A 25,513-nucleotide genomic window follows, 5' to 3' on the forward strand; every position below is an offset into this window, starting at 1 on the left:
ACGGCAAGGTCTAGAGTGTCGCTTTCCCTGAGAATGAGGTCCGGGCATCCGCCGATCACAAGAGTCTCAGCAGCGGTTCACATACTGATTTATTCCGGCTCCTCTTCAACTGCCTTCCCGTTGAACCAATCCGTGAGAAGCTCCAACTCGGGCATCAGGAGATCTGGATCGTCAGGAGGCATCGCATCAGGCGGCAGATCCGCGAGGCGCTTGCCCATCTCTCCCGAAGCTAGGCACATTGCATAAATTTTCTGAAATTCTGGGATAACCCCGAAGATTGCAAGGCGCTGGTCTTCGGAAAGAGAGCGAAGTCCGTAACACCAGACTTGAAACTTCTCCACCGGGGGCAGGAAAGAGATAATCGCCGTTATGGCCGCAGCTCCACGGCTAACCTGCCGTTTGGCGGTATCCGGGTCAATGGTCATGAGTTGATCGCTATCTCGCCATAGCGCCAAGAAAGAGCCTCTCGGTGGGCGAGAGGAATTGCGGATCTCCCGGTCCACCTCCTTGTACATTTCGTACGCTAAGAGGTCCGCGCATTGAAGTGCAGGTAGGAGCTGGCTGTCCTCGAAGGCTATGCTACCCAGACGCAATTTACCCCCGACCTCGTCGTCCAATTTTGCGTTAGTGAACCCTTTCTCAGCGTGATGGCGATCCGCACACCCCCTATCGAGTATGTAGTCGATAACTGCACCATCGTCATCGTTACGCGAATCTGCGAAAGCCGCCGCTCGGATAACGCACGCGCGCAGACAAAATGCATAGAGACTCTCCACCAATTCAGGAGCTTTCTTATGGGCGTGTAGTTGTGTCTTGCGAAGGTTTGGATCAAGTTGCAACGAAGCGCCCACTCCAATCAGAGTGAATTTGTGAATAAGCGAAATGAGCGATTCCAGAAAGGCGCGCTTCTTTTCTTCGCCCCACTTCGCATACGCTCCGTGCGGTGGCACAAATTCCTTCATGTGCAATTCTTCGACGTCGTATTGAGTCAGTACCGCCAGCCACTCTGCATTTAGAAGGGGCACGACCTCTGCCTCGATGAGATATCCCGCCATGACGACTGCGGACGACCCATCGTGGGTGCCGCTCTCATCCAAGAAAACCTTAAGCATCCCGAAGCCTCCGAGCTTTACGGACGTTTTATCTTAGCCGCATTACTGCGCAGTCTCACAGATTGGACGGCGAAACCAGAGGATATGTCAGTAAAAGGTATACCCCAACACCACGCCCAAGGTTGACACTTTGCGCCCCCGATTCTGTCAGTCTAGGGTCGTGTCAGATAATGCTTGACACTCTGCCTCCGTGGTCATAGAGTCTAAATTGACACTTGGAGGCGGAGAATGGTCGCAGCGCGTCGGGGCGGTAAGCGGGTCGGATACGTCAGAGTAAGCACCATCGACCAGAACCCGGGCCGCCAGCTCGACGGCCTCGAACTAGACAAGACCTTCACGGACAAGGCGAGCGGGAAGGACGCCAAGCGCCCCCAGCTCCAGGCGGCGCTCGACTACCTCCGGGACGGCGACGTGCTCATCGTTCACAGCATGGACCGCCTCGCCCGTAACCTCGACGACCTCCGCCGGATTGTCCTGGAGCTGACCGAGCGCGGCGTCCAAGTCCAGTTCGTCAAAGAGGGAATGCTCTTCACCGGCGAGGACTCCGCGATGAGCAAATTGCTTTTGAGCGTGATGGGTGCGTTCGCCGAGTTTGAGCGGTCCCTTTTGAAGGAGCGGCAGCGCGAAGGCATCGCCCTTGCGAAGAAAGCAGGCGTCTACAAGGGGCGCAAGCCTTCATTGACCCCGGAGCGGGCGGCAGAGCTACGGAGCCGCGTAGCGGCTGGAGAGAAGAAAGCCGGCCTCGCTCGTGAGTTTGGGATTAGCCGCGAAACGTTATATCAATACGCGCCGGTGGCGGAGTAGCGTGGCTGCAATGCCCGCGAGTGGCCCATTGTCCGAAAAACGACTCTGTATGATGGAAGACCGACCTTCCCCGAATGGACGAGTACAGTTGCGATACTGGCACCCGATCCTTTCGAGGTTGAATCTTGCAGACAATAAAGGGTCAATTACTACAGAGTGAGCAAATACTCATGGATGACACCGCATTCGTGGATTGCACGTTGTATCAATGCGTCCTCAACTTTGGCGGGGGCCCTATGACTCTGGAGCGGACGCACTTTATCGCGTGCGAGTATGTCCTCTTTGGCGAAAGATCCCGCGTCCCTCCGGGAGCCTTCGAGGCCGGTTTGCTGCCCCAGGCGGAGCGCCGCGTCCCTCTAGGCGTGCGTCGCGTGCAATAGGCGCGGCCCTCTGTGCCGGAGGCGCTCGACGTCGGGTTGGTCGAAGCCCTATGAGAGGCCACGTTGCCTAAGCGTTTTTACCGCCCCGAACTCGCTTCGGCCTAGGCGATGACCATTGGCGCGCGAATGGGCTACCCACGGAGGTTGAGCGGGTCATCACGTCAATCAAAGATGCTGCTTTTGCTATCTAGATGGATAAGTTCCAAACGTGGACGCCTTGAAAATGTTTACGGGCTAGATCGGGAACTACGGTTCTACCCTCGACAATGAGCTAAAGTAACCGAGATTCTGCGCTTGGAGGTTTGCCGACTCTTCGACTCCCGCGCCCTCTCCATTCGGTCGTGGTTCGAGTACCCCCGCACGGACAGCTCCATCCGTAGCGCCGCCTGTGAACGCGACTAACACCTCGCCTTTTCCGTCTGGCTCGACATTGACTTTTTGTATTGGGTTCATCATGTGAGCGACTGTAATCCATTGAGGACGCGGATGTCTGTCCGTTGGCCTACACGCTAACGCTTGTGCTCAAGCAGAACGCCACTTATCCGGGCCGCCGGTCTCGGTGTGCCGGAGGCGCTCGACGTCGGGGTGGTCGTTTCGGTTCAGTTCCTTGGCGTAGGCGACAGCCTCCGCCTGAGTATTAAAGACTCCGCTCGCACGGTCGGAACCTTTGGCGCGGGTCGCAAACTTGCCGTCGTCGTTCTTCTCGATTAAATAGTGCTTATCCGTTGACATGAAACCTCCAGGGTGGACGCCTTGGAGGTTCCGATTCTCAAACGGTCTGGGTGGTTAGCCAGCTATCGCGCCTTCGCTTTCACTATGGGGGCCGGGATCGAGGTTGTACCCCATCGCCCCGATGGTTAGTTTCTCTTTCGCGGCCCGGTGCCCTACGTAGCCCCGTACTTCGCCACACGGGCCCACGAGCACGGCTCTCGGCTCACCTCTCCTTTCGGTATAACGCCACAGCTAGCGGGGCCACGTCTGCGGTAATCTCCCGGTCGAGGTTCTTACTCTTACACGGGGCAACCCATCCGACGTTATAGCCCGGATAACGCCCGCTTTCCGCAGCGGTGTACGTGCTCAGGCGGTTGTGGTCGTCTCCGTCTTCTACCGCCCGTCCAGCCGAATACCCGCCCATCGTGTTGTGCGACCGATACTCATAGCAGACTGAGACGTTCCCGCGCTTAGAAGGCTTCGTGAGGTATACCGCGTCGAGGACGAAGGAGGCCGGGTCCAGCATCGTGTCATGGAGTCGGGCCGCGTTCGCCGCCACCCGGTGAATATCGGGGCCGGGCGATTGGGAAATAGCCATTGGGTGCTCTGCGGCGAGCACAACTAGAAGTAGGAACTTCATACCTCCAACCTCCGGTAAACGCGCTCGTAAACGTGGCGTGGGATTCGGAAGGTCGTATATCGACGCTTCCGGTTCTCAGTGGGCCGCTTGATAAGAAGGACGCCCGGCTCGTTACGGAACATCCGCTCAATGGTCTGCCGGGAGAAACCCAGGAGGCCACAGACCTCCCGGACGGTGTAGGGCTTATCAATGGGCAACTGGAGCAATGGAGCCCTCGTCTGGACCGATTGCGAGTATCTTCCGCAGAGCGCGAGGCAGTTTGCGAAGTTGGGCTTTGGTGAGAGGTTCAGTGCAGCGGAAACGAATAAGGCCGGGGATTCCGGGGACGATATCGGCGCGGTGACCGTAACGTTCCCAAGCTCCCAATAGGTAGTCGAAGTGGCGGACGGTGACGTACGCGGGCGTGATGTGCATTAATGTCAAAGCAGCCTCCTCGTTTCTCGGATGAAATGCGGGGAGAAGAAAAACGTAGCACCCTTTTAAGAGGATCGCAACTGTCTTGTTTTCAATGACATCTGAAAGCAACAAATAAAAGCAGCAGATAAAAACCACCTATTCGTAAGTGGTTAATATTAAGGGACTTAGCCGCTCTTGGTTTGCTCGATTAGGGTCTCTCTCTCTATCTATCTCTCTCTTGCCGCTGTCGGCAACGGTCGCCGCACGTCAAGGCATCGGCTCGCCTGACCGTCCCGGACATTGCAGCGTCCCGCACACTCTGATAGTGCCCCGCGCCGGTCAGGAAGACTACAGATGCGACTTAAGCGCAAAATCTGCAACTCAAAAAAAAATAGTCCAACCTACGACCAGTCTTTGGAAATGCCCGACTAGCTTCTAGTTAGGTAATGGAGCGGCTATATTTGGCTCAAAAGTGTCACAAACCCGCCGCCGCGCGGTGAATCGCGTTGCTCCTCGCGTCATCAGTGTTGGTGTCAAAGGCCGAACAGGGCCACGGGCGGAGGGAACATGGGCGGCGGCGGGAACCACTACCACGCGCACGTTTCGCCTCGCTACACCATACAAGCGCTCGACCGGGGCGGGTTGGAGAAGGTCTTGCAGGAGCACGAAACCACCCTCCAAAAGCATGTCGAGCGCACCTTTCGGAAGATGAATCGCTAGGTTCCCCGGACTTCACGAAAGCTTGTCCGATTCTGTGTCTCAATCGCTGCAATGAAAAGGAGCTAACGAATGGCTGATGCAATTGACGAATTGGTTTCGCGGTCAAAAGACCACGAAGAGCTGCGGGCGTTCCACACCTTCCACAGGAATAATCCGGCTGTGTTCGACTTCCTTGTGCGGGAGATCCAACTACGGATTGAGCAAGGATTCGAAGCGTTTTCGTATCACTCTCTCTGGGAATACGCCCGATGGAAGCTCGAAATGGACATGGGCCCAGGGGGAACCTTTCTGATGAACGATCACGCTACGCCCTATTTCGGAAGAGCGCTGGTGATTATTCACCCCGAGTTCAACGGGCGTTGCGAATTCCGGCATTCGCTCGCGGACGAGCTTTTTGGGACTGAGCTGGAGCCGGTCAAAGGGGATACTTACGCCCGCCGTCTCCAATGGGCCGACGGGATTTCCCTGGAACGCGGCTGGCGTCCCTCCAAGCCCCATGTCCCCAACCTCGCAGTTCGACGGCGACCGGACCTCCACTAATCAGGCGGTCTGGTGCCAGCAGGAACTTTAGATGCAATGGTGCGCAGAGGCGCTCTAATAAAATCAATGACTTACGGGGGTGAGCCTCGCCGGCTTAACCCCCTGTAAGTTGTTGATTCTAGGTACGAGGTGACAACCACCATGTAAGAGATATAGCTATGTTTGTCACTACCCTCTGTCCTACCCCCACCACATCAGAAGCTTCGCGTCTTCTGAGGTGGGTGTTGGCGTATAGCTGGAGAATTGTTCCGCACGGTTGTCATACTCGGACACTTGTACCGGCGATCCCTGCCGCTTCCGAAGCTGGACGCCATTGTCGAGCGTCATCTGCCGGCGATCCACCGGGCACTCGCGGAGATACGCGGGATGCTCTCAAGATAGGTAGACGTGATTAGCCGGATGCCTCTAGGACGTCATTAAGCGGTCTACAGCGCACCGCTACACCACCTCGGCTACTACCCCACCACCGTTTTCGTATAGAGGCGATATGCGCGTTTGTTCTGGAGCCGGATGTCTGCGTGCCGTGCCTAACGATGTCCGGTTCTGCGACGAGTGCAAGCCGCAGCCTCGACCTCAGAGTGTCGCGGTGGACGAGAAGACTCACACCTCGGGCTATGACGCCGAGCTGGACAGCCTTCGCAAGTCGCTACGTTGGCAACGGCTGTCAGAGCGAGTCCGCAAGGAACAGCCTATGTGCGCTCGGTGTGACCGCGCTTTGAGCGATCTAGCCGACCACATCGTCCCGGCCCGCGAGGCCATCGTCCAGGCGCAACAGTCGGGCAAGTATCCTTTCGACCGCAACGCCGGGTACTTCCTCCGCTCCAACCTCCAAGGGTTGTGCCGACCGTGCCACTACACCAAGACGAACGAGGACAAGACGCACGTTGGGCCGTGGCCCTCGGTCATGGATGCCGAGGCAGCGCGGCCCAAAAAGGTCTACTCATTCTGAAGGACTTATACCCTGTTTCAGATTGCTTGTTTCTAATAGGGAATAATGCGGTAATGTTTCCAATTTGAAATAATTGTTCGTGTATGTACATTAAACATTGGCGGAGGGCTTTAAGTCGCTTATGTTCAAGATTTTGACCGCCCCCACCCCCTATGCGGCTGACATCGGGCGGTTTGTTGCAAACAAAGTCTTTACGGTAAAGACCTCGTTGGTCCGGCGCTGGCCGGCGGTGCGCCGTAGCGCAGGGGGCGGGCCGCAGGGTTCCGGAGGTCCGGTCGAGGGCGGCGGTCACACCGGCACCCGCAGGCATAGGTATTGGGGGGTGGCATCGCCGCGAAACATCGTCGGCAACGGCCCGCAATCGCGCATACCGCCCCGTGGCGACACCGCTGCAAACTTGGGATAGGGATGTAGCCGGGGTTTCGCCACGGCCTTTTAAGGAGGTTTGAATGTGTGACGCGAGTAGGTTTCTCGACACCATCGAAGCATCAGCTTTCCTCGGCGGCCTCAACAGCCGCACAGTGACCCGATGGGCTCGTGAGGGCTATCTCCCCGCCTACCCCATCGGCGAGGGCAAGCGGCGGTTGTGGCGCCTCCTCTGTGAGGATCTAAACCCATCGATGTCGGCGCACTCTAAATTGCTCGCAGCATGTTGACTACCGCTGTCGCAAGTATCTCCACCAGATCGTCGGTGGGCACAAAATCGAGTTCGGCATTTTCCCCCATCACCTTCGCCCAACCAAGCTCACGGCTTCGCGAAAGGGTAGGTCTGTAGAACATTTCACTCGCCATTGCAGGGGGCCTGTAGAGCGCGGGAAACGGCTCGCCCGGCAAAACGAGGCGGCCCCTAAACCATCGGCCATGCAGTCTGTATTCGTTTATAGAGGCCTGTTGGGTCTGCTCCCACACAAGGTGAAAAGACACACCAGCCCTCAACCTCACAATTAGACATGGGTCCGATCCACCACCGCACTGTAACCCCAGCTCAATTCCGTAATTAAAGGCCTTTTCGATTTCCCGGATTTTGCTGTCGAGCCGTTCTAGCAAATCCTCAGCAGCCTCTCGGACGCGGGGTGCCTCCGAACGATATCTCAACGAATCGATTTCGGCTTTAAGATCCAAGTCCGCCCGATGGGCGGCGGCAATCTCCAGAGCCGTAGGTTTACGAAGGGTTCTTTCAGATGCTTTGTACGCGGGACTTTCAAGAATCGTTCGGAGCGCTCCTGCAAGCTCCTTCGTGAATGTCTTTCGGGTAGCCCTAACGTCGTCATCGCTCGCATCTTCAGGCACACAGTAGTGCATGGGGAAACGCCGCCCTTTCAAATTGAAGGGCATCGTCTCATCGCTTGGCTCGCCATAAGCCGCGTTCATTATGCCTATAATCCGGGCGTCGCCGAGCGCGTTGAGCGCGAATCCATACTCGATGAGAACGTTCGGATTGGAAACGAGACGATTGTCGTTGTCGCGCTTTCCGATGAATGTGAGGTCCGCGACGAATATCTCGGCGGCTTTGATTTTCGACAAGATGGTTTCGAATATCGGCGGCGACCCCGGAACCCCCTTCGTGTCGCGGTCGGCTTCCAGCGACGGGCGCTGCGACTCAATAACATCCATATCCATGTTGAGCCTCTCGATTGCGCCTTCAATGGCCCTCTCGATGAATGACCGACATCCACGGTTGGGTCTGTCGCCTTGCCACGAATAGAACACGATGTTTGCCACAATACCCTCTAGTTTGATGCGCAAAAGAGCGTCAAAAAATCGTCTTCGTCACCTTTGCGACTCCATCCACAAGCTCCTTTACGTCTGCCGCAGTTGGTTCCGCATCTTTGCTGTGGTCGCAGGTATTGCGGATATCGCCCAGAAGCTGTACGAAGCGCCACTGTGAGGTTTCGATCACCCCTGCGTCCTTCAGCGCTTGGTTGAGGTCGTTTATGCTGGGGTCTTTCTTACGCAAAGGAAGTTTGTGGCTTGCACAGACTTCCCCGAGGTGCCGCTCCAAGACAACCCCCGCAAGCGCGCCGGCAGCGCGGGCAAAATTATTTTTGAGCAAATGCGAGGCCGCCTCTAGCTCGGAGTCGAATAGGTCCGCTTGCAGCAATTGTCGAATGTCGAAGAGCGACGACTCAAAACGAGATTTGGCGGATTTCACCATCGCAATCTGTTGCTTTAGGCGCGGGATCGCGGCATCGGGCCCCACCACTTTTTCCCTCGAGATTCCTCGGACGGAGTTTACAGTAAGTCCTTGAACAATCTTCAAGGGTGTAATTTTCAATCGTGATTTCCTTTCTAGATTTTGGTTTTTCATAGTGCCTAGCAAAATCCTCTATGCGGTCCGGAAGCAGTTGGCGGATCATTGCCTTTGCCTCTGAGTACCAAGCCTGATAGGAACTGTCGAAGTCCGGCAAACTCTTGATAAAATCGGGAGCTTTCTTTCCGAGAGCTTCATCGAGTTGTGCGCCGACATGATCGGGATCTTGTTCGTGGTATAGAGCCCAGAGCAGGTTGTCTCCTTTCTCTATGAGAACGTCGATGTCCTTCTTATATCGCTCTAAATTCGAGGTCATGATTTCTCCTTGTCGTGCGGGCGCAAGCTCACTTAGACAGCAAGCTTACACCGCTCGAATGCCGCCAGTCATTGGCCCTTGGTTCGTCACATTCCGTTATTTAGAGAGCAGGCTCACCCGCTCGTGCATCGCCTGGAGATCCGCCGTCACGAGGTTGGCATACCGCCGGGTCATTTCGAGGGAGCTATGGCCTAGGACCTTTTGAAGGTGGAAGACGCTTCCGCCGCGTCGGAGATAGTTCACGGCGAAGCTATGTCGGAAGGCGTGCAACGTCCGCCGAGGCGGGACGAAGCCGAGGTCCTTGCACAGGGCCTTGACGTCCCGCAGGGCGTTCCGCCGGCTCCAGGTCGTCTCCGAGCGGCACGCAAACAAGAGACACTCGGGCTTTCTGGCAAACTCGCCGATGTAACGGAACAGCACTTTTCTCAGTTCGAAGCTAAAGGGTACGACCCGCTGCTTTCGGCCTTTGCCGTCGAGGGTCAAGAGCAGGTTGTCCATGTCCACGTCGCACACCCGCAGCGAGAGCGCCTCGGAGATGCGACACCCGGTATCGAGCAATAACAAAACAAGCAGTTGGAGCCGCCGCTGGTACTTGCCCTTGGCTTTCCACGCGAGGAGGCGCTTCACCTGGACATCTGAGAACGTAGGCATTACAAGATGGGGTTCGCGGAGCCGTTGAACGCGGGGATGGATACAGCCCGCGCCGCACTTGCGTTCGGAGCCAGTTGTCCAATGCAGATAGGCGTTGATGCAGCGAACGACGGAGTTAGCGCCGGCGGCGGTTAGGCCCTTCTCTCGCATTCGAACGACGACGGCGACGAGATCCGCTTGTCCGGGGCATTCAGAAGGCAGCCACTTGAGACAACGCCGATACCATTCGATTGTGGCGGGCGTAACGTTTGTAAGGTACTGCCGTTCGCGGATAAACTGCTCGAAACGAGGCTCCATGATTTTCCTACTCCGGGGGTCAAATTCGGACAGGAAAACCTCATAAACCACTGATTCGCGGGCGAGTAGCTCAATCGGATAGAGCACCAGCCTTCTAAGCTGGGGGTTGCAGGTTCGATCCCTGCCTCGCCTACCATCTTCACTTTCCGCGATATTCCATCGAGTGCTCACGACGAAGCCCTGCATCGATTTTGCGGGGCTTTGATGTTTCATAGATTGCAGGGACATTCGTTGACATTGCGGGTGGCAAGCATAGGGGGAGCCATCCGTCGGTTCGAACGCGATGTCTTCCTATGGATGGCTCACCACTGATCGCGGCTATTTCGTTTCGGCTGTGACATGCTCGTTGCTCTTATCCATTGTGTGAAAGCGTGGATGGTTACAGGGCCTGACCCATTGTTGCAGGCAATGAGTAACTTCCTGTTATGTAGGCCTTTCCCTAAACTGCTTACGTTCCACGACAATGAAGGCTCGCTGAGCCGCGATAATACTCGGAATAGTTGCGATGATGCCAACAACGGCTTGAACCGCCGCAGCGTGCCGGGATTCGTTGATTCAAGTCCAAAGGTGACGAGGTTCTCGGAGTGGTTGAGGCCCAAGTAGTGACATGCTTCGCAGCCCAGGGGGCGGAGGATACGCGAGGCAAGTTCGAGCAACTTAGCTCAAGCAATGTCGAATTTAAATGCATTTGCCAGGTCAGGTTGTTCAGCATTCATACTCGTACCAGCTACTGCGCTCGGCCATCGCGAGAAATAAATCTCTAGTTTCACGCTCGGAGTGCAGCACGTACCGACGGATATGGCATCTGACTTACCAGACCGTTGCAAGAGACTCCTCATAGCCATCCGACGAGCGACTTAAGACCCCTGCCAGCACGATTGCACCTACGAGGCACTCGATCTCATTGGTTACCAAAGGCTCTTTTGACTGCGAAGCATTTCTTTCCTCCTGCCGCGGGCGCAAGGTTATTGCGTTGAAACCCGCAGACGTCTTCTTCTCGCAAGGCACAAAAGCGGAGTCGGTCTTCTATCTGATAACAGGACGGGCAAAGTTGACCGTCGTCTCCGATCGAGGCAAAGAGATGATCGTCGCTCTTCTCTCTTCGGGAGACTTTCTGGGTGAGGTTGCCATCGCTCCGGCCGCTCGTCGCCACACCGCAACCGCGGTCGCGATGACGCATTGCACGGCGATCAAGATCGGGAAGAGCGATATGGCCGTAGCACTCAGCAAGGAAAGCGACTTCTCGAAGGAGTTCATTGCATTTCTGCTTTCCCGCAGCATGCGCGTTCAGGAGGACCTCGTCGATCACCTCTTCCACTCCAGCGAACGACGCCTTGCCCGCGTCTTGCTCATCCTGGCGGAGACCGACACACTTGGCTCCGACCCCACACTGATCCCCCACATCACCCAGGAGATGCTCGCAGGGATGATCGGAACCACGCGGTCTCGCGTCAGCTATTTTATGAATCGGTTTCGCAAACGCGGCCTGATCGAATACAACCGTCGGATACGCGTTCATAGCCTGCTCCTCAAGGCGGTTCTCGAAGGCGACAACGCAAAGATCATTCGGAGCTAGCCCTAGAGGATATGATCGCTCGCTCACTACGGCATGGTTATGGGCGAGATCGTGGGGCTGAAACTCCGGGTTGCGGTGTTTGCGGGATGGGCAACTCTGGCCCAAATCGGGTTACCGGAATCGTCCGTGGGTTACCGTCATGGGCCAGTCTTAGCGTGGAAGAGGGCAACCAAGAGCAGAACAGCATAACGCTGGGGCCACGTCTTTCTTGGTTCTTATCGGGGTATGCTGTTTTTGGGGAAGGGTTTGAAAAAGTTCTGGCGGAGAGTGGGGGATTCGAACCCCCGATAGAACTTTTGGTCCTATAACGGTTTAGCAAACCGCCGCCTTCAGCCTCTCGGCCAACTCTCCTGCACTGGTGTCCACGCTGCTCGTTTTCACGAACGCCCGGATGAAGACGATTATAGCGCGGCTCATGCGATTCTCGCGAAGCGGCTCCTTTTTTGTGATTGAATCTCATCTGCGGATACCGATCCGCCGGAGGGAAGCAACGATTGACCAGGCCGTTTGGCTCGCCCGATAAGGGCTTCGCGAAGAAGATGCGGCTGCTGCCGCTGGTTGGCGCAACGTATTTCATGGTGTCCGGTGGCCCCTATGGCCTCGAAGACATTATTGGGAAGGCCGGCTATGGACGAGCCGTCCTGCTGCTTCTCCTGATCCCCCTGTTCTGGAGTCTGCCGACCTCCCTGATGGTCGGCGAACTGGCCACAGCGATTCCTACCGAAGGCGGCTTCTACCAGTGGGTGCGTCGCGCCATGGGACCGTTCTGGGGCTTCCAGGAGGCGTGGCTTTCGCTGTCGGCCTCGGTCTTCGACATGGCCATCTACCCCACGACTTTCGTGCTGTACCTCTCGCATATCTTTCCGTCGCTCACGGCCGGGTATCGCGGGTGGGTGCTGAAGTTGGCCATTGTGGCCATCAGCGCGGCCTGGAACCTGCGTGGCGCGGTCGCGGTCGGCAAGGGATCCGTGCGCATGGCGTTCGTCTCGTTGTCGCCGTTTCTGGCGCTGATGGCGCTGGCCGTCTACCGGGGGATGCATCTTGGGTTCGCCCATGCCTCTGCCGGTGCGCCCGAGACGCTGGACATGTCTGGCGCCATCTCGGTGGCGCTCTGGAACTATATGGGCTGGGACAACGCGAGCACCGTGGCGCAGGAGGTCGAGGACCCGCAGCGAACCTATCCACGCGCGATGCTCTGGTCCGCGCTGGCGGTCATGTGTGTCTACACGCTTCCCATCCTGACGATCTGGTTCGCCGGCATTCCGGCGGAGCGCTTCTCGACCGGTGCGTGGGCGGATGCGGCGGGGCTCCTTGGCGGCTCTGTGCTTGCTCTTGCCGTGGTGCTGGCGGGTTCGCTCGACGGACTGGGCACCTTCAATGCGCTTACGCTGTCGTTTACCCGGATTCCCTACGCGATGGCGCTTGACGGCCTTGCGCCGAAGATCCTTGCGCGGCGGCTGGCAAATGGCGTTCCATGGGCGAGCGTGCTGCTTTGCAGTGCCGGATGGGCTCTGGCTCTTACGTTCACCTTTGAGCGCCTTATCTCCATCGATCTTGTCCTCTACGGGGCGTCGCTCATCCTGGAGTTTGTCGCCCTGCTGGTGCTGCGCATCCGCGAGCCGGAGCTGCCGCGTCCGTTTCGGGTGCCGGGCGGCATGGCTGGAGCCTCGCTCATCGGGCTGGGACCGGTGGCCTTGATCGCCTTCGCCATCTGGGCTGCGCGGGGGGAGACGGTGGGCTCGCTCCCCGCCCTGCTCTTCGCCACGCTGGTTGCGCTGGCGGGGCCTCTGGTCTACGTTTCGGCCAAACGCTGGTCAGCCCGGATGGCCGCTTAAAACAAGATGGACCGCCCCAAAGGGCGGTCCATATTTCATTTCTCTGCAAAGGGAATTTACTTGGTGGGAACCGGCTTCGGCTCGGGGTTTTCTTTGTTGGCGATGAAGCGCGCCTGGGCCTCGACGATCTTGTTGCGGGCGAACGACGCATCGCGCCAACCCTTGACTTCGACGCTCTTGCCCTCGAGATCCTTGTAGATCGAGAAGAAGTGCGTGATCTCCTTCAGCATGTGGGGGTAGATCTCGGAGTAGTTCCAGACATCCTTGTAGCGGGGATTGCCTTCGCCCACGCAGAGCACCTTCTCGTCGCCCAGACCCTGATCGACCATCTCCAGCAGACCGATGGGGCGGACTTCCATGACGCAGCCGGGAAAGCTTGCCGAATCGACGAGAACCAGAACGTCCAGAGGATCGCCGTCGTCTCCGAGCGTCGAGGGGATAAAGCCGTAGTCGCCGGGGTAATGCACGGGCGAGTAGAGGTTGCGGTCGAGGCGGAAGACGTGCAGTTCCTTGTCGTATTCGTACTTGTTGATTCCCTCGTGGGGAATCTCGATCACAGCGTTGATGACTTCAGGGGACTTGGGTCCAACCGGCAGCTCGAGGTAGTTCGGCATAAATTTCGCTTGTCTCTTCTCGTAGAAAATATCGCTCGCGAGGGAGCGAGGTGAGGCGGAAGTTCGAGTGGATATGTCGTGATACAGCAAGAACGAGCCCATCCAACAGACACCATGGTACATTGCCATGAAGAGAGCCCCGGGCAGGAACCCCGGTGGAAACGTCTGATGGATTTGTCCGCTGCATGTCTATAATCAGACACGATGAAGGCTCATGTCTATGTCACGTTGAAGAGAACTGTCCTCGATGCTCAGGGGCAGACGATCGCTGAAGCGCTCAAGCGCATGCAGTATGCAGGAATTGCCGATGTCCGCCAGGGCAAGTATTTCCTACTGACGCTGGAGGATGGCCTCGACCCCGTGGCCGCCGAAGCTGAGGTCAACCGTATTGCCAGGGAGGTGCTCACCAACCCTGTGATCGAAGAATTTTCCGTTCGTATCGAGTTCTGATCGCCGATAAGTCGAATCAATCAGGATGTTTGACTTATTCATTCGCGTTCTGGCAGCGGTATGAGAGGCTGGAGGCATCTCATCTATCGTCGAGTCCTACTGAGAGCCGATTTCTGTAAAAAACGACTTCAGGGAGAATCCTATGAACTGGAAGACTGTTTCCCGTACTGCCCTTTTTTTCGCGGTTGCAGGACTTTTGACTGCTGAGCGGGGAGTAGCCCAGGCAAGCCCCACTGCCACGATCGACCGCCCGCCGATCACGATCTTCGCGGGTGGGTCTTACATCCAGCCCCAGCCGGATTTCTACAAAAACAACCAGATGGCGTACTTTTTCGGCCTGGACTACACGCGCTATACTCCCCGCTTCTATGTGGATCCTTCGATCGAGGTGCGCGCTCTGATCAGCCCGATCGATGAGGAGGTCGGTGAAAACGTCTACTCCGGTGGACTCAAACTTTCCCATACCTACTTTCGCCGCATCCGTCCCTATGGAGATATTCTCATCGGTTCCGGAACCATCAAGTACGTGGCGGGACATTTTGGACCAACGGTAACGTCCGACAACTCGATCGTGTACACCTACGGTGGCGGAGTTGACTTCGACGTATACCGGACCCTTGGCCTCAAAGCGGACTATCAGGGGTCGCGCTGGCACACGGGAACAGATGTGACCTTCCACCCTCGGTCGCTCAATTTTGCTGTTTTTTACCGTTTCGGATTTGGCCGTCGCGATCGTTAATCGCACAGCAGAAGGCCGGATGCTAGGCTAAATGCTGGAGATCTACCGACCTTGAACGCAACCCTCGATCCAAGACAAGCGGCTCCTGCCCATGGGAGCCGCTTTGTACGTGCCTGCCTCCGCCAGCCTGTCGACCGCACGCCGGTGTGGTTCCTGCGCCAGGCCGGGCGCTATATGCCGGAGTATATGGCGGTGCGTAAGCACCATAGTTTGTTGGACATCTGCCGCACGCCGGAGGTCGCCTCGGAGGTGACCATTACGGCGGCCGAGCGCCTTGGCGTCGACGCAGCCATCATCTTTGCCGATCTTTTGCTGCCGTTCACGCCCATGGGGCTCGACTTCGAGTTCGTTGCCGGCGAGGGGCCGCAGGTGAATACGCCGGTGCGCAGCTTCGAGCACGTCAAGGCGCTCCGGACCGATCGCATCGACGATCTCAGCTATGTCGCCCTCTCTATCGAGAAGGTGGCCAAGCACTTTGCTCCGCCACGCGCCGACGGTGACCAGCTTGGCATCATCGGCTTCTGCGGCGCTCCGTTCACGCTCGCCAGCTACATGATCGAAGGTGGCAGTTCACGCAACTACATTGAAACAAAGAAGATGATGTACTCGGATGGCGCTGCGTGGTCCATGCTGATGGAGAAGCTGGTCACGGTGCTGACCGGGTTTGCCGCGCAGCAGGTGGAGGCGGGCGCGGACGTTATTCAGATCTTCGATAGCTGGGCCGGCGCGCTCTCGGTGACCGACTACCGCCAGTACTGCCTGAGCTGGACGACGCAGCTTGTCGAGAGCGTCCGCGCGCTTGGCGTGCCGGTTATTTACTTCGGCGTCGATACGGCCTCGCTGCTGCCCACCATGCGCGAGACGGGCGCGGACGTCATCGGCCTCGACTGGCGCATTCCGCTGGCCGAGGGCTGGGAGGCCGTCGGTTCGGGTTGCGGTGTGCAGGGAAATCTCGATCCGATCGCCCTCTTTGCGCCTGAAGATATCCTCAGGGCGCGCGTCAAAGAGGTTCTTGATGCTGCGGCTAAAAAGCCCGGGCATATTTTCAACCTGGGGCATGGGATTGTGCCCGGCACGCCCGTCGACAACGTCATCCGCGTGGTCGAATGGGTGAAGGAGCTGGGATGAAAGAAGCGATTTTACTGCTGGCGCACGGAACGCCCGACGTTCTGGGCGAGATGGCTGCATATCTGTCGAAGGTTACGGGTGGCCGCGCGCTTCCGCAGGAGGTCGTCGAGGAGCTGCAGCATCGCTACGGCGAGATCGGCCTTGGCTGGGAGCCCGGTGTGGAGCCTCCACCGCTGACCCGGTGGACCCTGACGCAGGGGCATCTGCTGGAGCTTGCGCTGGCCCAGGCGGGGCATCCCATGAAGGTCTACGTGGGCATGCGCAACTGGCATCCTTACATCGCGGATGTGGTGGCGAAGATGCGTGAGGATGGCGTCACGCGGATCAAGGCGCTGTGTCTTGCCCCGCAGAACTCGCGGACCAGCGTCGGGCTCTATCGCAAGGCGTTGATGGAAGCGGCGAAGGGGCTCGAGGTCGAGTTTGTGGCCGGCTGGGCGGAGAATCCCACGCTTGCGGAGGCCTTTGCGGACAGAACGTGGCCCGTTTGGGCTGAGGCCTGTGCGGAGACTGGCAGACGTATTCCCGTGCTGTTTACGGCGCATTCCGTGCCCTGCAGGACCATCATGACCGGATCGGCTTCGGTCGCGGGCGCGCGTCCCGGCACACCCGAGCAGACCTCGCCCGATCCCTATCCGGTCGAGTCGAAGCGCACGGCGCAGCTTGTGGCTGATCGTCTGAAGGTCGTTGGATTCAAGGAGAGCGACTGGGTCTTCGCGTTCCAGAGCCAGGGCATCAGCGGCGGCCCGTGGATTGGGCCCACGGTAGAAGACACCCTGAAGGCGCTGAAGGATCAGGGTGAGATCGGTGTGGTGATGCAGCCGGTTGGTTTCCTCTGCGACCACGTCGAGATCCTCTACGACATCGATATCGCCTTCAGGCAGACCGCCGAGGAGCTTGGCCTGAAGCTCTGGCGGGCCGAGAGCCTGAACGCTTCACCGATTCTGGCTGAGGCTCTGGTGCAGGTGATTCTGGGGGAGTACAAGGCCGATGTGGACGAGGTTGTCGTCGCATAAGCCAGAAAAGAGAGAGGGGGAAAGAGGCAAAGACCGGGCGACCGGATTTTGCCTCTTTGTCTTTAAGCTGAGAGCTCCTGGGCGGCCTTGCGGGCGTCGCGGATGAGGTCGGGCAGGCCTACGCCGCGGTAGCCGTTGCCAAGGAGCCAGAGGTTGCCGATGGTTTGTACGCGGGATTCTAGCTCGGCCATGCGACCGAGGTGCCCGACTGCGTACTGCGGCAGGGAGTTGGGCCAGCGGCGGACGACCGTAATCGTTGGGGTGGGCAGAGGGCCGAGGATGCGGGCGAGCTCCATGCGGGCGATCGACGCGATCTCGTCGTTGCCGCAGCGCATCAGGCGCAGGGCGGAGGCTCCACCGAAGAAGGCGCGGACCAGCCGCCCTCCAGATGGAATGCGGCCGGGAAACTTCTGGTCCATGAAGGTCGCAGCCATCAGCAGACTGCCCTGTCCGGGGGGCACGAGGAAGCCAAAGCCCTGCGGCAGATCGAAGTTCTCCTGGAAGCAGAAGCCGACGACGACCGCGGAGCTCGCCTCCATCTGCATCAGCTCGTAGGCACGGTGGTCGGTCGGTTCCAGCAGATGCGCGGCGACGTCGACCGGCGTGGCGAGCAGCACGTCATCGAAGGGCCTGCCGTCGACCAGCCAGCCCTCGCCGGTACGCTTCAAGCGTTTGACGGGTTCGTTCCTGCGGATCCAGCGCAGGGGAATCTTCGCGGCCATCGCCTCGACCAAGGTTCCCACGCCGCTCCTGAGCGTGGTGAAGATGGGACGCTGCGTCCCTTTGGCCTTGGCCTGCACCGCCGTGACGAGTGACCCGTACTCCCGCTCCATCGCCACAAAGGCGGGCATGACGGCGCGCACGGAGAGCGTGTTGACGTCTCCGCCGAAGACTCCGCTCAGCAGGGGGGCGGCGATTTTGGTCAGGACTTCAGGACCGAAGTGGCGCGCCACGAACGACGCCACGGATTCGTCGTCGTCGGGTGCAGCCGCTTTGAGAGCATCGGCTCGTGCGGGTTCATCGAGAAAGGCTTTTTTTGCCTCCGAGGAGAAGAGCGCGGAGGCTTCAACTGCCTGAAGATCGCCCGGAACCATCATGCGCATGCCGTTTGGCATGGCTTCGAGACGCCCGTCGAGGTAGATGTAGGTCTTGCGGGTGTCATCGAGCGACTGAATGACCTCATCGCCCAAACCGAGTTCCTGCGCCAGTGTAAGGGCCCACGGTTTCTCGGTAACCCATCCGTCCGGGCCACCTTCGATGACGAATCCGCCCTCCCGCACGGTTTCGACGATGCCGCCAAGGCGCGGGCTGGCCTCAAAGAGGGTGACGTCGTGTTCCGCTCCGGACTGCGCGAGGAAGTAGGCGGCTGCTACCCCGGCTGTGCCTCCACCGAGGATGGCGATGCGCTTCATGCTGGCTCCTGCGTCCATGATAAAGCGGAACGAAGCCCCACTCGTGGTGACGCAGGGCACTGCGTCCGCATTAGTCGGGGACCTGGAATCCGACGCGGGTCTGCGCGAGCGTCGCCTTGTCCTGGGTCGATCCGGTGACCTTGGCGGCCATCTCCGGGTAGGCAGCCTGCACCGACGGCGTCTTCGCCCAGATCGGCACATCCTTCATGGAGTAGTGATAGGTCACCTGCGTCTCATTGAAGCCGTTCGCCGGAGCCAGCGGTGTGGAGGAGTCGATCGTCGTGACGTTCCGGTGGCCGTAGCAGAAGTGCGGGGCGGATTTTTCGCCCAGTGTCGAGGGCACGTACCGCGCGACGTGGATGGCGGTCTCATGGCTTACGGTCAGGAGCTGTGCGGCGACCAGCGTGTTCATGCGATTGATCTCGGCGGGGTCCGAGGTGATCAGGGGAAAACGGGTATTGGGCAGCAGGCACTCGGATTTATCGGCGAAATAGGTGTTCAGGGTCTGCAGGTAGTTCTCCGGCGTAGGCTTGGCCTTGGTATCGCAGGCGATGGGAAGAAGGGCAAGCGTAAGGAGAATCAGGCGGGTCCTGGTGGAAAAAGGGGTCTTGGTCGTCAATGTGTTCTGCCTTTCCGTACTGAGCAGTTGGAGGGGGCTTGCGCCGGAATGGTTGTTGGAACAGTCGTCCGGTCGCCTTCGGCAAGGATAGCCCGCCGGGTGGAAAGCGGGGAAATCCCGCGCTCGGGCGCAGGTATCCTGCGCCGGGAGACGCAGGGGAGAGATAATAAAGGAATGAAAAGGCCCTGTTTTCTGGTGGTGGATCGTGAGTTTGCAGGAAATATCTCGACACGGAAGCTTCTGATCGAGACAGCGAAGATGAACGTCATCACCGCCTACAGCGGAAAAGAGGCGATGGAACTGTATGAGCGCTTCCCCGCTGTCAGCGGTGTGGTGCTGGACGCCTCGCTCGGTGACATGGAGTGTGAGGCTCTGGTGGCGGGTTTGAAGCGGAAGAAACGCGACCTGCCGATCGTGGTGATCGAAAGCGCCAATGTGGAGTGCCCGACGGCGGACTATCGCGTGCGATCGTTCGATCCGGCACAGTTGCTCGAGGTGCTTCGCGGGATCGAGCCGAAGGAGACGCAGGCAATCGACGATCGCGATGTGGAGTTGAATCGTCAGGCAGCCGAGGGCGAGAACGGCGACCGGTAAGCGGAGGCGCTTACCGGTCGTTCCGCTACTTGGTCAGCTTCAGCAGGATCGACGCGTGGCGCGGGATCGTCGGTTTGTAGCTGGCGTCGAGACGCCCCACCGGCTTGTTGGTCCACACATCGGTGGCCATGGGCGGCTTGGAAAAACCAAGCTGCTTCAGCGGCAGAGCGATGTTGCGCATCGAGCTTGCATCCTCACCCGTGTTGAAGACCGCGAGCGCCGTGCTGCCGTCCGCCAGTTCGCGACTCCAGATCTGCACCGGGCCCTCCTGGTAGATGCGCTTGCCCTGGTGTCCCGCGGGGTCCTGGTCGATGGCGAGGACCTGTTTGTTCATCAGGATCGAGGCGACCTCAGGCGTCATCTTGGTGAGGTCGTTGCCCGCCAGCAGAGGCGAGGCGAGCATGGCCCACAGGGTCATGTGGAAGCGGTTCTCATCGAGCGTGAGCTTGCCGTTGCCGACCTCGAGCATGTCGGGATCGTTCCAGTGTCCGGGGCCGGCGAACTTCTCAAGACCGTCCTGATTGAGGCCGATGACGGTCATGCGGTCGAAGGTGGCGTTGATGTCGCCGGTGGTGCGCCACAGGTTCGCACCAACCTCCGGAGCCCAGTCCCAGACCGCATCGAAGCCGTACTGGCAGAGCGAGTAGACCATCGGACGGCCTGTCTTGACGATCGCCTTGTGCATCAGCATATAGGCGTCGCGCATCATCTTGTTCTGCTTGACGGGGTCGTTGGGGGCGTCGGCAAGCATCTTCTTGCGGAAGCCGCAAAGATCGTACTTCAGGTAGTCGATGCCCCAGTCGGCGTAGGTCTGTGCATCCTGGTACTCATGGCCGAGCGAGCCCTCGAAGCGCGCGCAGGTCTGGTCGCCGGGCGAGGAGTAGATGCCGAGCTTGAGGCCCTTGGAGTGGACGTAGTCGGCGAGGGCTTTCATGTCGGGGAATTTTTCGTTGGTGGTGATGTGTCCCTGGGCGTCGCGCTTGCCCTCCCAGGTGTCGTCGATGTTGACGTAGACGTAGCCGGCGTCGCGCATGCCGGTGGAGACGAGCAGGTCGGCGGTATCGCGGATGTCCTTGTCGGTGACGCGGCCGGCGAAGTAGTTCCAGGAGTTCCAGCCCATGGGGGGCGTGGCGGCGAGCTTTTGCGCGGAGGCGAGCGGGGCGAGGGTGGTCGCGGCAGCGAGAAGGAGGGCAAGGCGGAGGGCGTTCGGCTTCACGGAGGTTCCTTAGTGTGGAATCGATTCCGTGTCAGCATACTCCGCGGAGGGATATCTAGGCTATCCGGGAGTGGGGCTCGGCTGGAAGCTGACGCTGTGAGAGCGGCTCAGGGGGCGCAAGGCGCGATTTTAGCCTCAGAAACGGCGACTCGAAGAAGCGGAAGCTCAGCCAGGCCAGCGGCCACAGCAGCGGCGACGGAAGCCACGGCTGCGGTGGACACGGATGTGGAGGACACGGATGTGGAGGACACGGGTGCGGCGGCAGCGGTTGCGGTGGTCACTGAGGGGAATCGCTTACTCCATATCCAGTGGCTTGCGCGCAAAGTAGTACAGGCTGAAGGCCAGCAACCCGAACATCAGTATGCTCAGCCAGTCATGCGCGATCGAGTGCGCGCTGAACGAGGCAGGGAAGCGCGGCACGGTCTTGTCGAAGTAGTTCTCATAGAACTTGAGGCACACTCCCAGCAGTCCGAAGAGGCCTCCTGCTGCGATCAGTCCCGATGCATACAGCGACCCCGGCGAGATCTCCGAATCCACTTCGATCTCGCGTGCCGTGAGATCGAGCGGGACCGGCGCGTTGGGATCGAGGATGGCCGGATCGGCCGGATCGAAGCCGGGGTGCGCGGCCATCCAAGCGGTGCGGTCGCTCTGCCATAGCTCGGCTGAGAGCTTGTTCTCCGCAGCCGTCTGCTTGGCGTGGTGGTGCAGGATAGCGCGGTCGATCATCCACCGCATCACACCGCCCACGAAGATCGCCAGCGTCGTCGCAATCGAGAGATACGCGCCCACGGCAAACGTCAGCGAGCGAACCCCCAGCAGCTCGACGACGATCACCAGTGCCACGCCGAGCAGCACCAGACCCCAGGGCAGTTTGCGCGAGAGAATGCCGTTGATCACGGTCGCCATCAGGCGTCCCTGCGGAGCCGCCACCTGTTCCGAGCCGATGCCCTGGATCCACTGGATCTCGATCTTGCCCGTCGTGGGGTTGAGCAGGTACTTGCCATCGGGCAGCGTGCTCGATCCGATGACGTTCAGCAACGTATACGCATGCGGGTCGGCGACGACATCGCCATTGTCCGCCGCACCGGACTTCGAGGAGAGATGGAACGGTTTATGCGAGTAAGGGCCCTTGTCCTGCACTCCATCGGCATACATGCTGGAGGTTACGGCGATGGGTGTGGGCAGCCGCTGGAAGGTCTCGAGACCGTTGTTCATCGCCGAGAGCGTGGCTCCAATCGATACCACGGAGATAATGACGCCGACCATCACGGCGACCTGTTGCTTCCAGGGGGTGGCTCCGATCAGATATCCAGTCTTCAGATCCTGCGCGGTGTCGCCGGCGTTCGAGGCCGCGATGCAGACGATGCCGCCGATCGTGATGGCCAACGCGCCAAAGGCCGGTGCGGTCCACCCACGCACCAGAAAGATGGCGGTGGTGGCCATCAGGGTCGCGATCGTCATGCCGGAGACAGGCGACGACGACGATCCCACGATGCCCACGATGCGCGCCGAAACGGCGACGAACAGAAAGCCGAACACGACCACCAGCAGGGCGGCGGAGATATTGGCGAAGAGTCCCACCTGCGCTCCGGGGACGGGGTGGAACTGGAGGAACGCAACCATCAGCACGATCAGCAGGACGGACCCGATCAGCACGGCGGACATGGGCAGATCGTGAGCGGTACGAATCGTCCGCGTGGACCTGCTCGCAGCCGGACTCTTGGCCTTCATGGAGCGGATGCCTTCCATCAGCGCTGAGACGATGGTCGGTGCGGTGCGCAGGAGCGTGATGAGTCCGGCTGCGGCGACGGCTCCCGCGCCCATGGGACGGACGTACGTCTTCCAGAGCGTCGACGGATCCATCTGCCCGATGGGAATGGTTCCGGGATAGAGCGGCACGGTAAGGTGTCCGCCGAAAAACGAGATGGCGGGCATCAGCACCAGCCAGGAGAAGCATCCACCGGCGAGCATGACAGCCGCGACGCGAATGCCGATGATGTAGCCGACGCCGAGGTACTCCGGGGTACAGTCGGCGCGAATGGCGGCGCCCTTCAGCAGATGCTGCGGACCGAAGTCAGGCTCGTAGTTCGGGCCGGAGGGCCACAGGCGGAGCAGGTACTCGTTCTGGAACAGCGCATAGAGGCCACCCATGCCAAGGCCCCAGAAGACACGGGACGCGAACGATCCGCCGCGCTCGCCCGCCATCAGAACGTCGGCGCAGGCGGTGCCTTCGGGGTAGAGGAGGGTCTCGTGTTCATCGACGATGAGCTGTCGTCGCAGCGGAATCATGAACAGCACGCCCAGCCACCCGCCAAACAGCGCCAGCGCGAAGATGCGTGTGGACTCCAGATCGAAACCCAGAAAGATCAGCGCGGGCAGTGTAAAGATGACGCCCGAGGCAATCGACTGGCCTGCGTTGCCCACCGTCTGGACGATGTTGTTTTCAAGGATCGATGCCTTGCCGAAGGCGCGCAGAATGGTGATCGAAAGGACCGAGATCGGGATGGAGGCGGCCACCGTAAGTCCGGCGCGAAGTCCGACATAGACCGTCACGGCGCCAAAGAGGACCGCGAAGATGGCTCCGAGGATGACGGCGCGCGGCGTAAACTCGGCGCGCGATTCGGAGGCGGGGACGAAGGGCTGGAACGACTTGCTTGCGGCCATCTGGTTTGGGGCTCCCGGGTACGGCTTGGTTGGGTTGATGGGAGTGTACCAGTGAAGGCAGGGTTTCGGGGTCAGGGTTGAGGGTTCGGCAAACGAACAAAAATGCACTCCGATCCATGCATCCCGATCGCTGAGACCTCTCTTTGCGCTATACTGCGGGCATTGGCGCTTCGCAGACTGCGAATGGCGCGCCGGCGAATGAGGTGCGGTCTTCAGCGAGAGCTTGAAGGTTCAAACGCTCGGGGTTGGCGGTCCGCCTGGGAGAGTTCCCGGGGGGGCAACAGCATGGCGCGCGGTGTCGCGTGTGCTGCGAAGTCAGCGCGTGGCCGCTGAAGATATCTTAAGTACAGTGTTTCCCGGGGACTGCCGCGTATGCGGCGGTCCCTTGTCGTTTGTGATGGCAGGCGGCGCCGGTCCGGTCTGCCCGAGATGCGTCGGTGCCGTCCGGCCCCAGCGCGGAGGCCTCTGCAGCATATGCGGCGAAGCGCTCGGCATGGAGAGCGAGCGTTTCTTCGCGCAGAGCCTTTATGGTGTGCGATGCGGCGAGTGCCGTCTGGCGCCTCCCACCTTTCTCCGCGCGGTAGCCTACGGGCTCTACGCGGATGAGCTCCGCGAGATGGTGCATTTGCTGAAGTATGAGCGGGTTGCGAGCGTAGCCCCGGTCCTGGGCCGGATGCTCGCGACGGCGGTCCAGGACCTCGGCTTGACGGATGCCCTGGTCGTCGCGGTACCTCTCTTCCCGGCCAAACAGCGTGTCCGCGGCTACAACCAGGCAGTCTTGCTGGCCAATGAGGCTCTGCGCCGCCTGCCCGGTCTGATCGCCGCCCACAAGGTTCTGCACCGCACCCGCGATACCGAGAGCCAATTCGCCCTCACCCCGCGCATGCGCCGCAGGAATCTGCGCGGAGCCTTTGTCGTCGCCGACGCCAGACGCATCGCCGGGCGCGAAGTTCTTCTGGTCGACGACATCTACACCACCGGCGCCACGGCCCGGGAGTGTGCGCGCGTTCTGGTCGCAGCGGGAGCCGCCAAGGTCTGGGTCGCAACCCTGGCCCGCGCGCAAAAGGAATCGGTCGGGTTCTGGGACGGTACTGTCCGGAGCCCGGTTGGATTTGGTCAAGCAGGTCAAACAGCTACGAGTTCTGATGACGGAGGATTTTTCTGATGCAGTCTGGAACGCACTCGGGGAAGGCACGGAAACAGAGGAGTACGAACAAACACGCGGCAGGGTCGCATAGCTCGGGGCGGCTCACGACGGAGCTCGACGTACGGCTGGCGGTCGTGCGTCCAAAGTCCATGCAGACGCCGGTGCTGGTGCTGAATGCCAGCTACGAGCCCATCAACATCTGCGGGGCAAAGCGCGCTCTTGTGCTGGTGCTCAAGGGCGTCGCCCGCACGGAGGAAGAGCAGGGCAACATGCTGCATGCCGCCCGCGTGCGCGTGGCGATGCCGTCGGTCATCCGCCTGCTGGAATACCGGCGCATCCCGCACCAGACCCGGGCGCTCTCGCGTAAGAACATCCTGCTGCGTGATCGGAACTGCTGCCAGTACTGCTCGGTGGTGCTGACTGCCGGTGAGCTGACGCTCGATCATGTCATTCCGCGTTCGCGCGGAGGCCTCTCGACCTGGGAGAACCTCGTCGCCTGCTGCCCTTCGTGCAATCGCCGCAAGGGCAACCAGATGCTGCATGAGCTCACCGACATGAAGCTCCTGCGCGAGCCCAAGCCGTTCTCGCTGCACACCTCGCGCCACATCATGCGCATGATTGGATCGGCCGACCCGAGCTGGCGCCGCTACCTCTACTTCGAAAGCGGAGAGGCCGCGTAAGCATCCCGGTGTTGCCGGCTTAAACGATACTGGTCCTCACGTTGTCCGGAGATTGGCTT

Annotated in this window: 25 protein-coding genes and 2 tRNA genes; 14 read left to right on the plus strand and 13 right to left on the minus strand. The window is 59.7% G+C overall.

The features are described from left to right. Positions 1-89 precede the first annotated feature (89 nt). The gene (locus tag BM400_RS06680) at positions 90-1,112 is read right to left on the minus strand and encodes a DUF3800 domain-containing protein (protein ID WP_089837798.1); all 1,023 of its coding nucleotides are present in this window, start codon (positions 1,110-1,112) and stop codon (positions 90-92) included. Between the two features lie 228 nt (positions 1,113-1,340). Between BM400_RS06680 and BM400_RS06685 the strand changes: the two genes are divergently transcribed. Then, a complete protein-coding gene (locus BM400_RS06685; protein WP_089837800.1) occupies positions 1,341-1,916 on the plus strand; it encodes a recombinase family protein in 576 nt (191 codons plus the stop codon). A 902-nt stretch (positions 1,917-2,818) separates the two neighbouring features. Here the strand turns inward: BM400_RS06685 and BM400_RS06695 are convergent. Both BM400_RS06695 and BM400_RS06700 read right to left on the minus strand, forming a co-directional pair. Beyond that, positions 2,819-3,028 carry a DUF2188 domain-containing protein gene (locus tag BM400_RS06695; protein WP_089837805.1) on the minus strand — a complete coding sequence of 70 codons (210 nt, stop codon included), beginning with the start codon at positions 3,026-3,028 and terminating at the stop codon, positions 2,819-2,821. A 202-nt stretch (positions 3,029-3,230) separates the two neighbouring features. Beyond that, complete coding sequence (locus BM400_RS06700; protein ID WP_089837808.1) at positions 3,231-3,647, minus strand: hypothetical protein; 417 nt, start codon at positions 3,645-3,647, stop codon at positions 3,231-3,233. A gap of 963 nt (positions 3,648-4,610) precedes the next feature. On the opposite strand from BM400_RS06700, the gene BM400_RS21960 reads away from it, so the two are divergent. The 3 genes from BM400_RS21960 to BM400_RS21590 all read left to right on the plus strand — a co-directional run bounded on the left by BM400_RS21960 (position 4,611) and on the right by BM400_RS21590 (position 6,252). Next, positions 4,611-4,763, plus strand: coding sequence for a hypothetical protein (locus BM400_RS21960; protein ID WP_175528900.1), 153 nt, complete (start codon positions 4,611-4,613; stop codon positions 4,761-4,763). A 69-nt stretch (positions 4,764-4,832) separates the two neighbouring features. Then, positions 4,833-5,303: a hypothetical protein gene (locus tag BM400_RS06710; protein WP_089837812.1), complete on the plus strand. Its 471-nt coding sequence runs from the start codon at positions 4,833-4,835 to the stop codon at positions 5,301-5,303. A 691-nt stretch (positions 5,304-5,994) separates the two neighbouring features. Continuing rightward, on the plus strand, positions 5,995-6,252 hold the full coding sequence (locus tag BM400_RS21590) for a hypothetical protein (RefSeq protein WP_141223829.1): 258 nt from the start codon (positions 5,995-5,997) through the stop codon (positions 6,250-6,252). Between the two features lie 633 nt (positions 6,253-6,885). Here the strand turns inward: BM400_RS21590 and BM400_RS06725 are convergent. The 4 genes from BM400_RS06725 to BM400_RS06735 all read right to left on the minus strand — a co-directional run bounded on the left by BM400_RS06725 (position 6,886) and on the right by BM400_RS06735 (position 9,854). Beyond that, on the minus strand, positions 6,886-7,974 hold the full coding sequence (locus tag BM400_RS06725; RefSeq protein WP_141223830.1) for a hypothetical protein: 1,089 nt from the start codon (positions 7,972-7,974) through the stop codon (positions 6,886-6,888). Between the two features lie 31 nt (positions 7,975-8,005). After that, positions 8,006-8,407: a hypothetical protein gene (locus BM400_RS22265; RefSeq protein WP_217644084.1), complete on the minus strand. Its 402-nt coding sequence runs from the start codon at positions 8,405-8,407 to the stop codon at positions 8,006-8,008. Further along, positions 8,379-8,819, minus strand: a complete 441-nt coding sequence (locus BM400_RS22270) for a hypothetical protein (protein ID WP_217644085.1) — start codon at positions 8,817-8,819, stop codon at positions 8,379-8,381. The genes BM400_RS22265 and BM400_RS22270 overlap by 29 nt, the downstream gene beginning before the upstream one ends. 96 nt (positions 8,820-8,915) lie before the next feature. Continuing rightward, positions 8,916-9,854: a tyrosine-type recombinase/integrase gene (locus BM400_RS06735; RefSeq protein ID WP_089837821.1), complete on the minus strand. Its 939-nt coding sequence runs from the start codon at positions 9,852-9,854 to the stop codon at positions 8,916-8,918. Between BM400_RS06735 and BM400_RS06740 the strand changes: the two genes are divergently transcribed. Next, positions 9,827-9,903: transfer RNA gene (locus BM400_RS06740), tRNA-Arg, on the plus strand. The genes BM400_RS06735 and BM400_RS06740 overlap by 28 nt on opposite strands. Positions 9,904-10,740: 837 nt before the next feature. Beyond that, on the plus strand, positions 10,741-11,343 hold the full coding sequence (locus BM400_RS06745) for a Crp/Fnr family transcriptional regulator (protein WP_245781722.1): 603 nt from the start codon (positions 10,741-10,743) through the stop codon (positions 11,341-11,343). Between the two features lie 258 nt (positions 11,344-11,601). On the opposite strand, the gene BM400_RS06750 is transcribed toward BM400_RS06745, so the two are convergent. Next, positions 11,602-11,694: transfer RNA gene (locus BM400_RS06750), tRNA-Ser, on the minus strand. A 143-nt stretch (positions 11,695-11,837) separates the two neighbouring features. Here BM400_RS06750 and BM400_RS06755 point away from each other — a divergent pair. Further along, positions 11,838-13,178 (plus strand): APC family permease, encoded by a 1,341-nt coding sequence (locus BM400_RS06755; protein ID WP_245781723.1) that lies wholly within the window; start codon positions 11,838-11,840, stop codon positions 13,176-13,178. 56 nt (positions 13,179-13,234) lie between these two features. Here BM400_RS06755 and BM400_RS06760 read toward each other — a convergent pair whose 3' ends face one another. After that, entirely contained in the window at positions 13,235-13,792 is a 558-nt protein-coding gene (locus BM400_RS06760; protein ID WP_089837825.1) for an inorganic diphosphatase, read from the minus strand. 204 nt (positions 13,793-13,996) lie between these two features. On the opposite strand from BM400_RS06760, the gene purS reads away from it, so the two are divergent. From purS to hemH, 4 genes are all read left to right on the plus strand, one after another. After that, positions 13,997-14,242 (plus strand): phosphoribosylformylglycinamidine synthase subunit PurS, encoded by a 246-nt coding sequence (gene purS, locus BM400_RS06765; RefSeq protein WP_089837827.1) that lies wholly within the window; start codon positions 13,997-13,999, stop codon positions 14,240-14,242. Between the two features lie 142 nt (positions 14,243-14,384). After that, on the plus strand, positions 14,385-14,981 hold the full coding sequence (locus BM400_RS06770; protein ID WP_089837830.1) for a hypothetical protein: 597 nt from the start codon (positions 14,385-14,387) through the stop codon (positions 14,979-14,981). A 51-nt stretch (positions 14,982-15,032) separates the two neighbouring features. Further along, positions 15,033-16,109, plus strand: coding sequence for a uroporphyrinogen decarboxylase (hemE, locus tag BM400_RS06775; protein ID WP_089837832.1), 1,077 nt, complete (start codon positions 15,033-15,035; stop codon positions 16,107-16,109). Then, on the plus strand, positions 16,106-17,122 hold the full coding sequence (gene hemH / locus BM400_RS06780) for a ferrochelatase (RefSeq protein ID WP_089837834.1): 1,017 nt from the start codon (positions 16,106-16,108) through the stop codon (positions 17,120-17,122). Before hemE ends, hemH begins: the two co-directional genes overlap by 4 nt. Positions 17,123-17,184: 62 nt before the next feature. On the opposite strand, the gene hemG is transcribed toward hemH, so the two are convergent. Continuing rightward, positions 17,185-18,534, minus strand: a complete 1,350-nt coding sequence (gene hemG, locus BM400_RS06785; protein WP_089837837.1) for a protoporphyrinogen oxidase — start codon at positions 18,532-18,534, stop codon at positions 17,185-17,187. Between the two features lie 70 nt (positions 18,535-18,604). Then, positions 18,605-19,153, minus strand: coding sequence for a hypothetical protein (locus BM400_RS06790; protein ID WP_089837839.1), 549 nt, complete (start codon positions 19,151-19,153; stop codon positions 18,605-18,607). A gap of 174 nt (positions 19,154-19,327) precedes the next feature. Here BM400_RS06790 and BM400_RS06795 point away from each other — a divergent pair, with 174 nt between their 5' ends. Continuing rightward, positions 19,328-19,747 (plus strand): DNA-binding transcriptional response regulator, encoded by a 420-nt coding sequence (locus tag BM400_RS06795; protein WP_089837841.1) that lies wholly within the window; start codon positions 19,328-19,330, stop codon positions 19,745-19,747. Between the two features lie 25 nt (positions 19,748-19,772). Here BM400_RS06795 and BM400_RS06800 read toward each other — a convergent pair whose 3' ends face one another. Beyond that, positions 19,773-20,963, minus strand: coding sequence for a glycoside hydrolase family 27 protein (locus tag BM400_RS06800; RefSeq protein ID WP_245781724.1), 1,191 nt, complete (start codon positions 20,961-20,963; stop codon positions 19,773-19,775). Between the two features lie 294 nt (positions 20,964-21,257). Continuing rightward, a complete protein-coding gene (locus BM400_RS06805) occupies positions 21,258-23,627 on the minus strand; it encodes an OPT family oligopeptide transporter (protein WP_089837844.1) in 2,370 nt (789 codons plus the stop codon). 493 nt (positions 23,628-24,120) lie between these two features. Between BM400_RS06805 and BM400_RS06810 the strand changes: the two genes are divergently transcribed. Together BM400_RS06810 and BM400_RS06815 are read left to right on the plus strand one after the other, a co-directional pair. Continuing rightward, positions 24,121-24,792: a ComF family protein gene (locus BM400_RS06810; RefSeq protein WP_217644086.1), complete on the plus strand. Its 672-nt coding sequence runs from the start codon at positions 24,121-24,123 to the stop codon at positions 24,790-24,792. Then, a complete protein-coding gene (locus tag BM400_RS06815; RefSeq protein WP_089837846.1) occupies positions 24,792-25,454 on the plus strand; it encodes an HNH endonuclease in 663 nt (220 codons plus the stop codon). The genes BM400_RS06810 and BM400_RS06815 overlap by 1 nt, the downstream gene beginning before the upstream one ends. The last annotated feature ends 59 nt before the right edge of the window (positions 25,455-25,513 follow it).

The organism is Granulicella pectinivorans (genome assembly GCF_900114625.1).
Classification (GTDB): Bacteria; Acidobacteriota; Terriglobia; order Terriglobales; family Acidobacteriaceae; genus Edaphobacter; species Edaphobacter pectinivorans.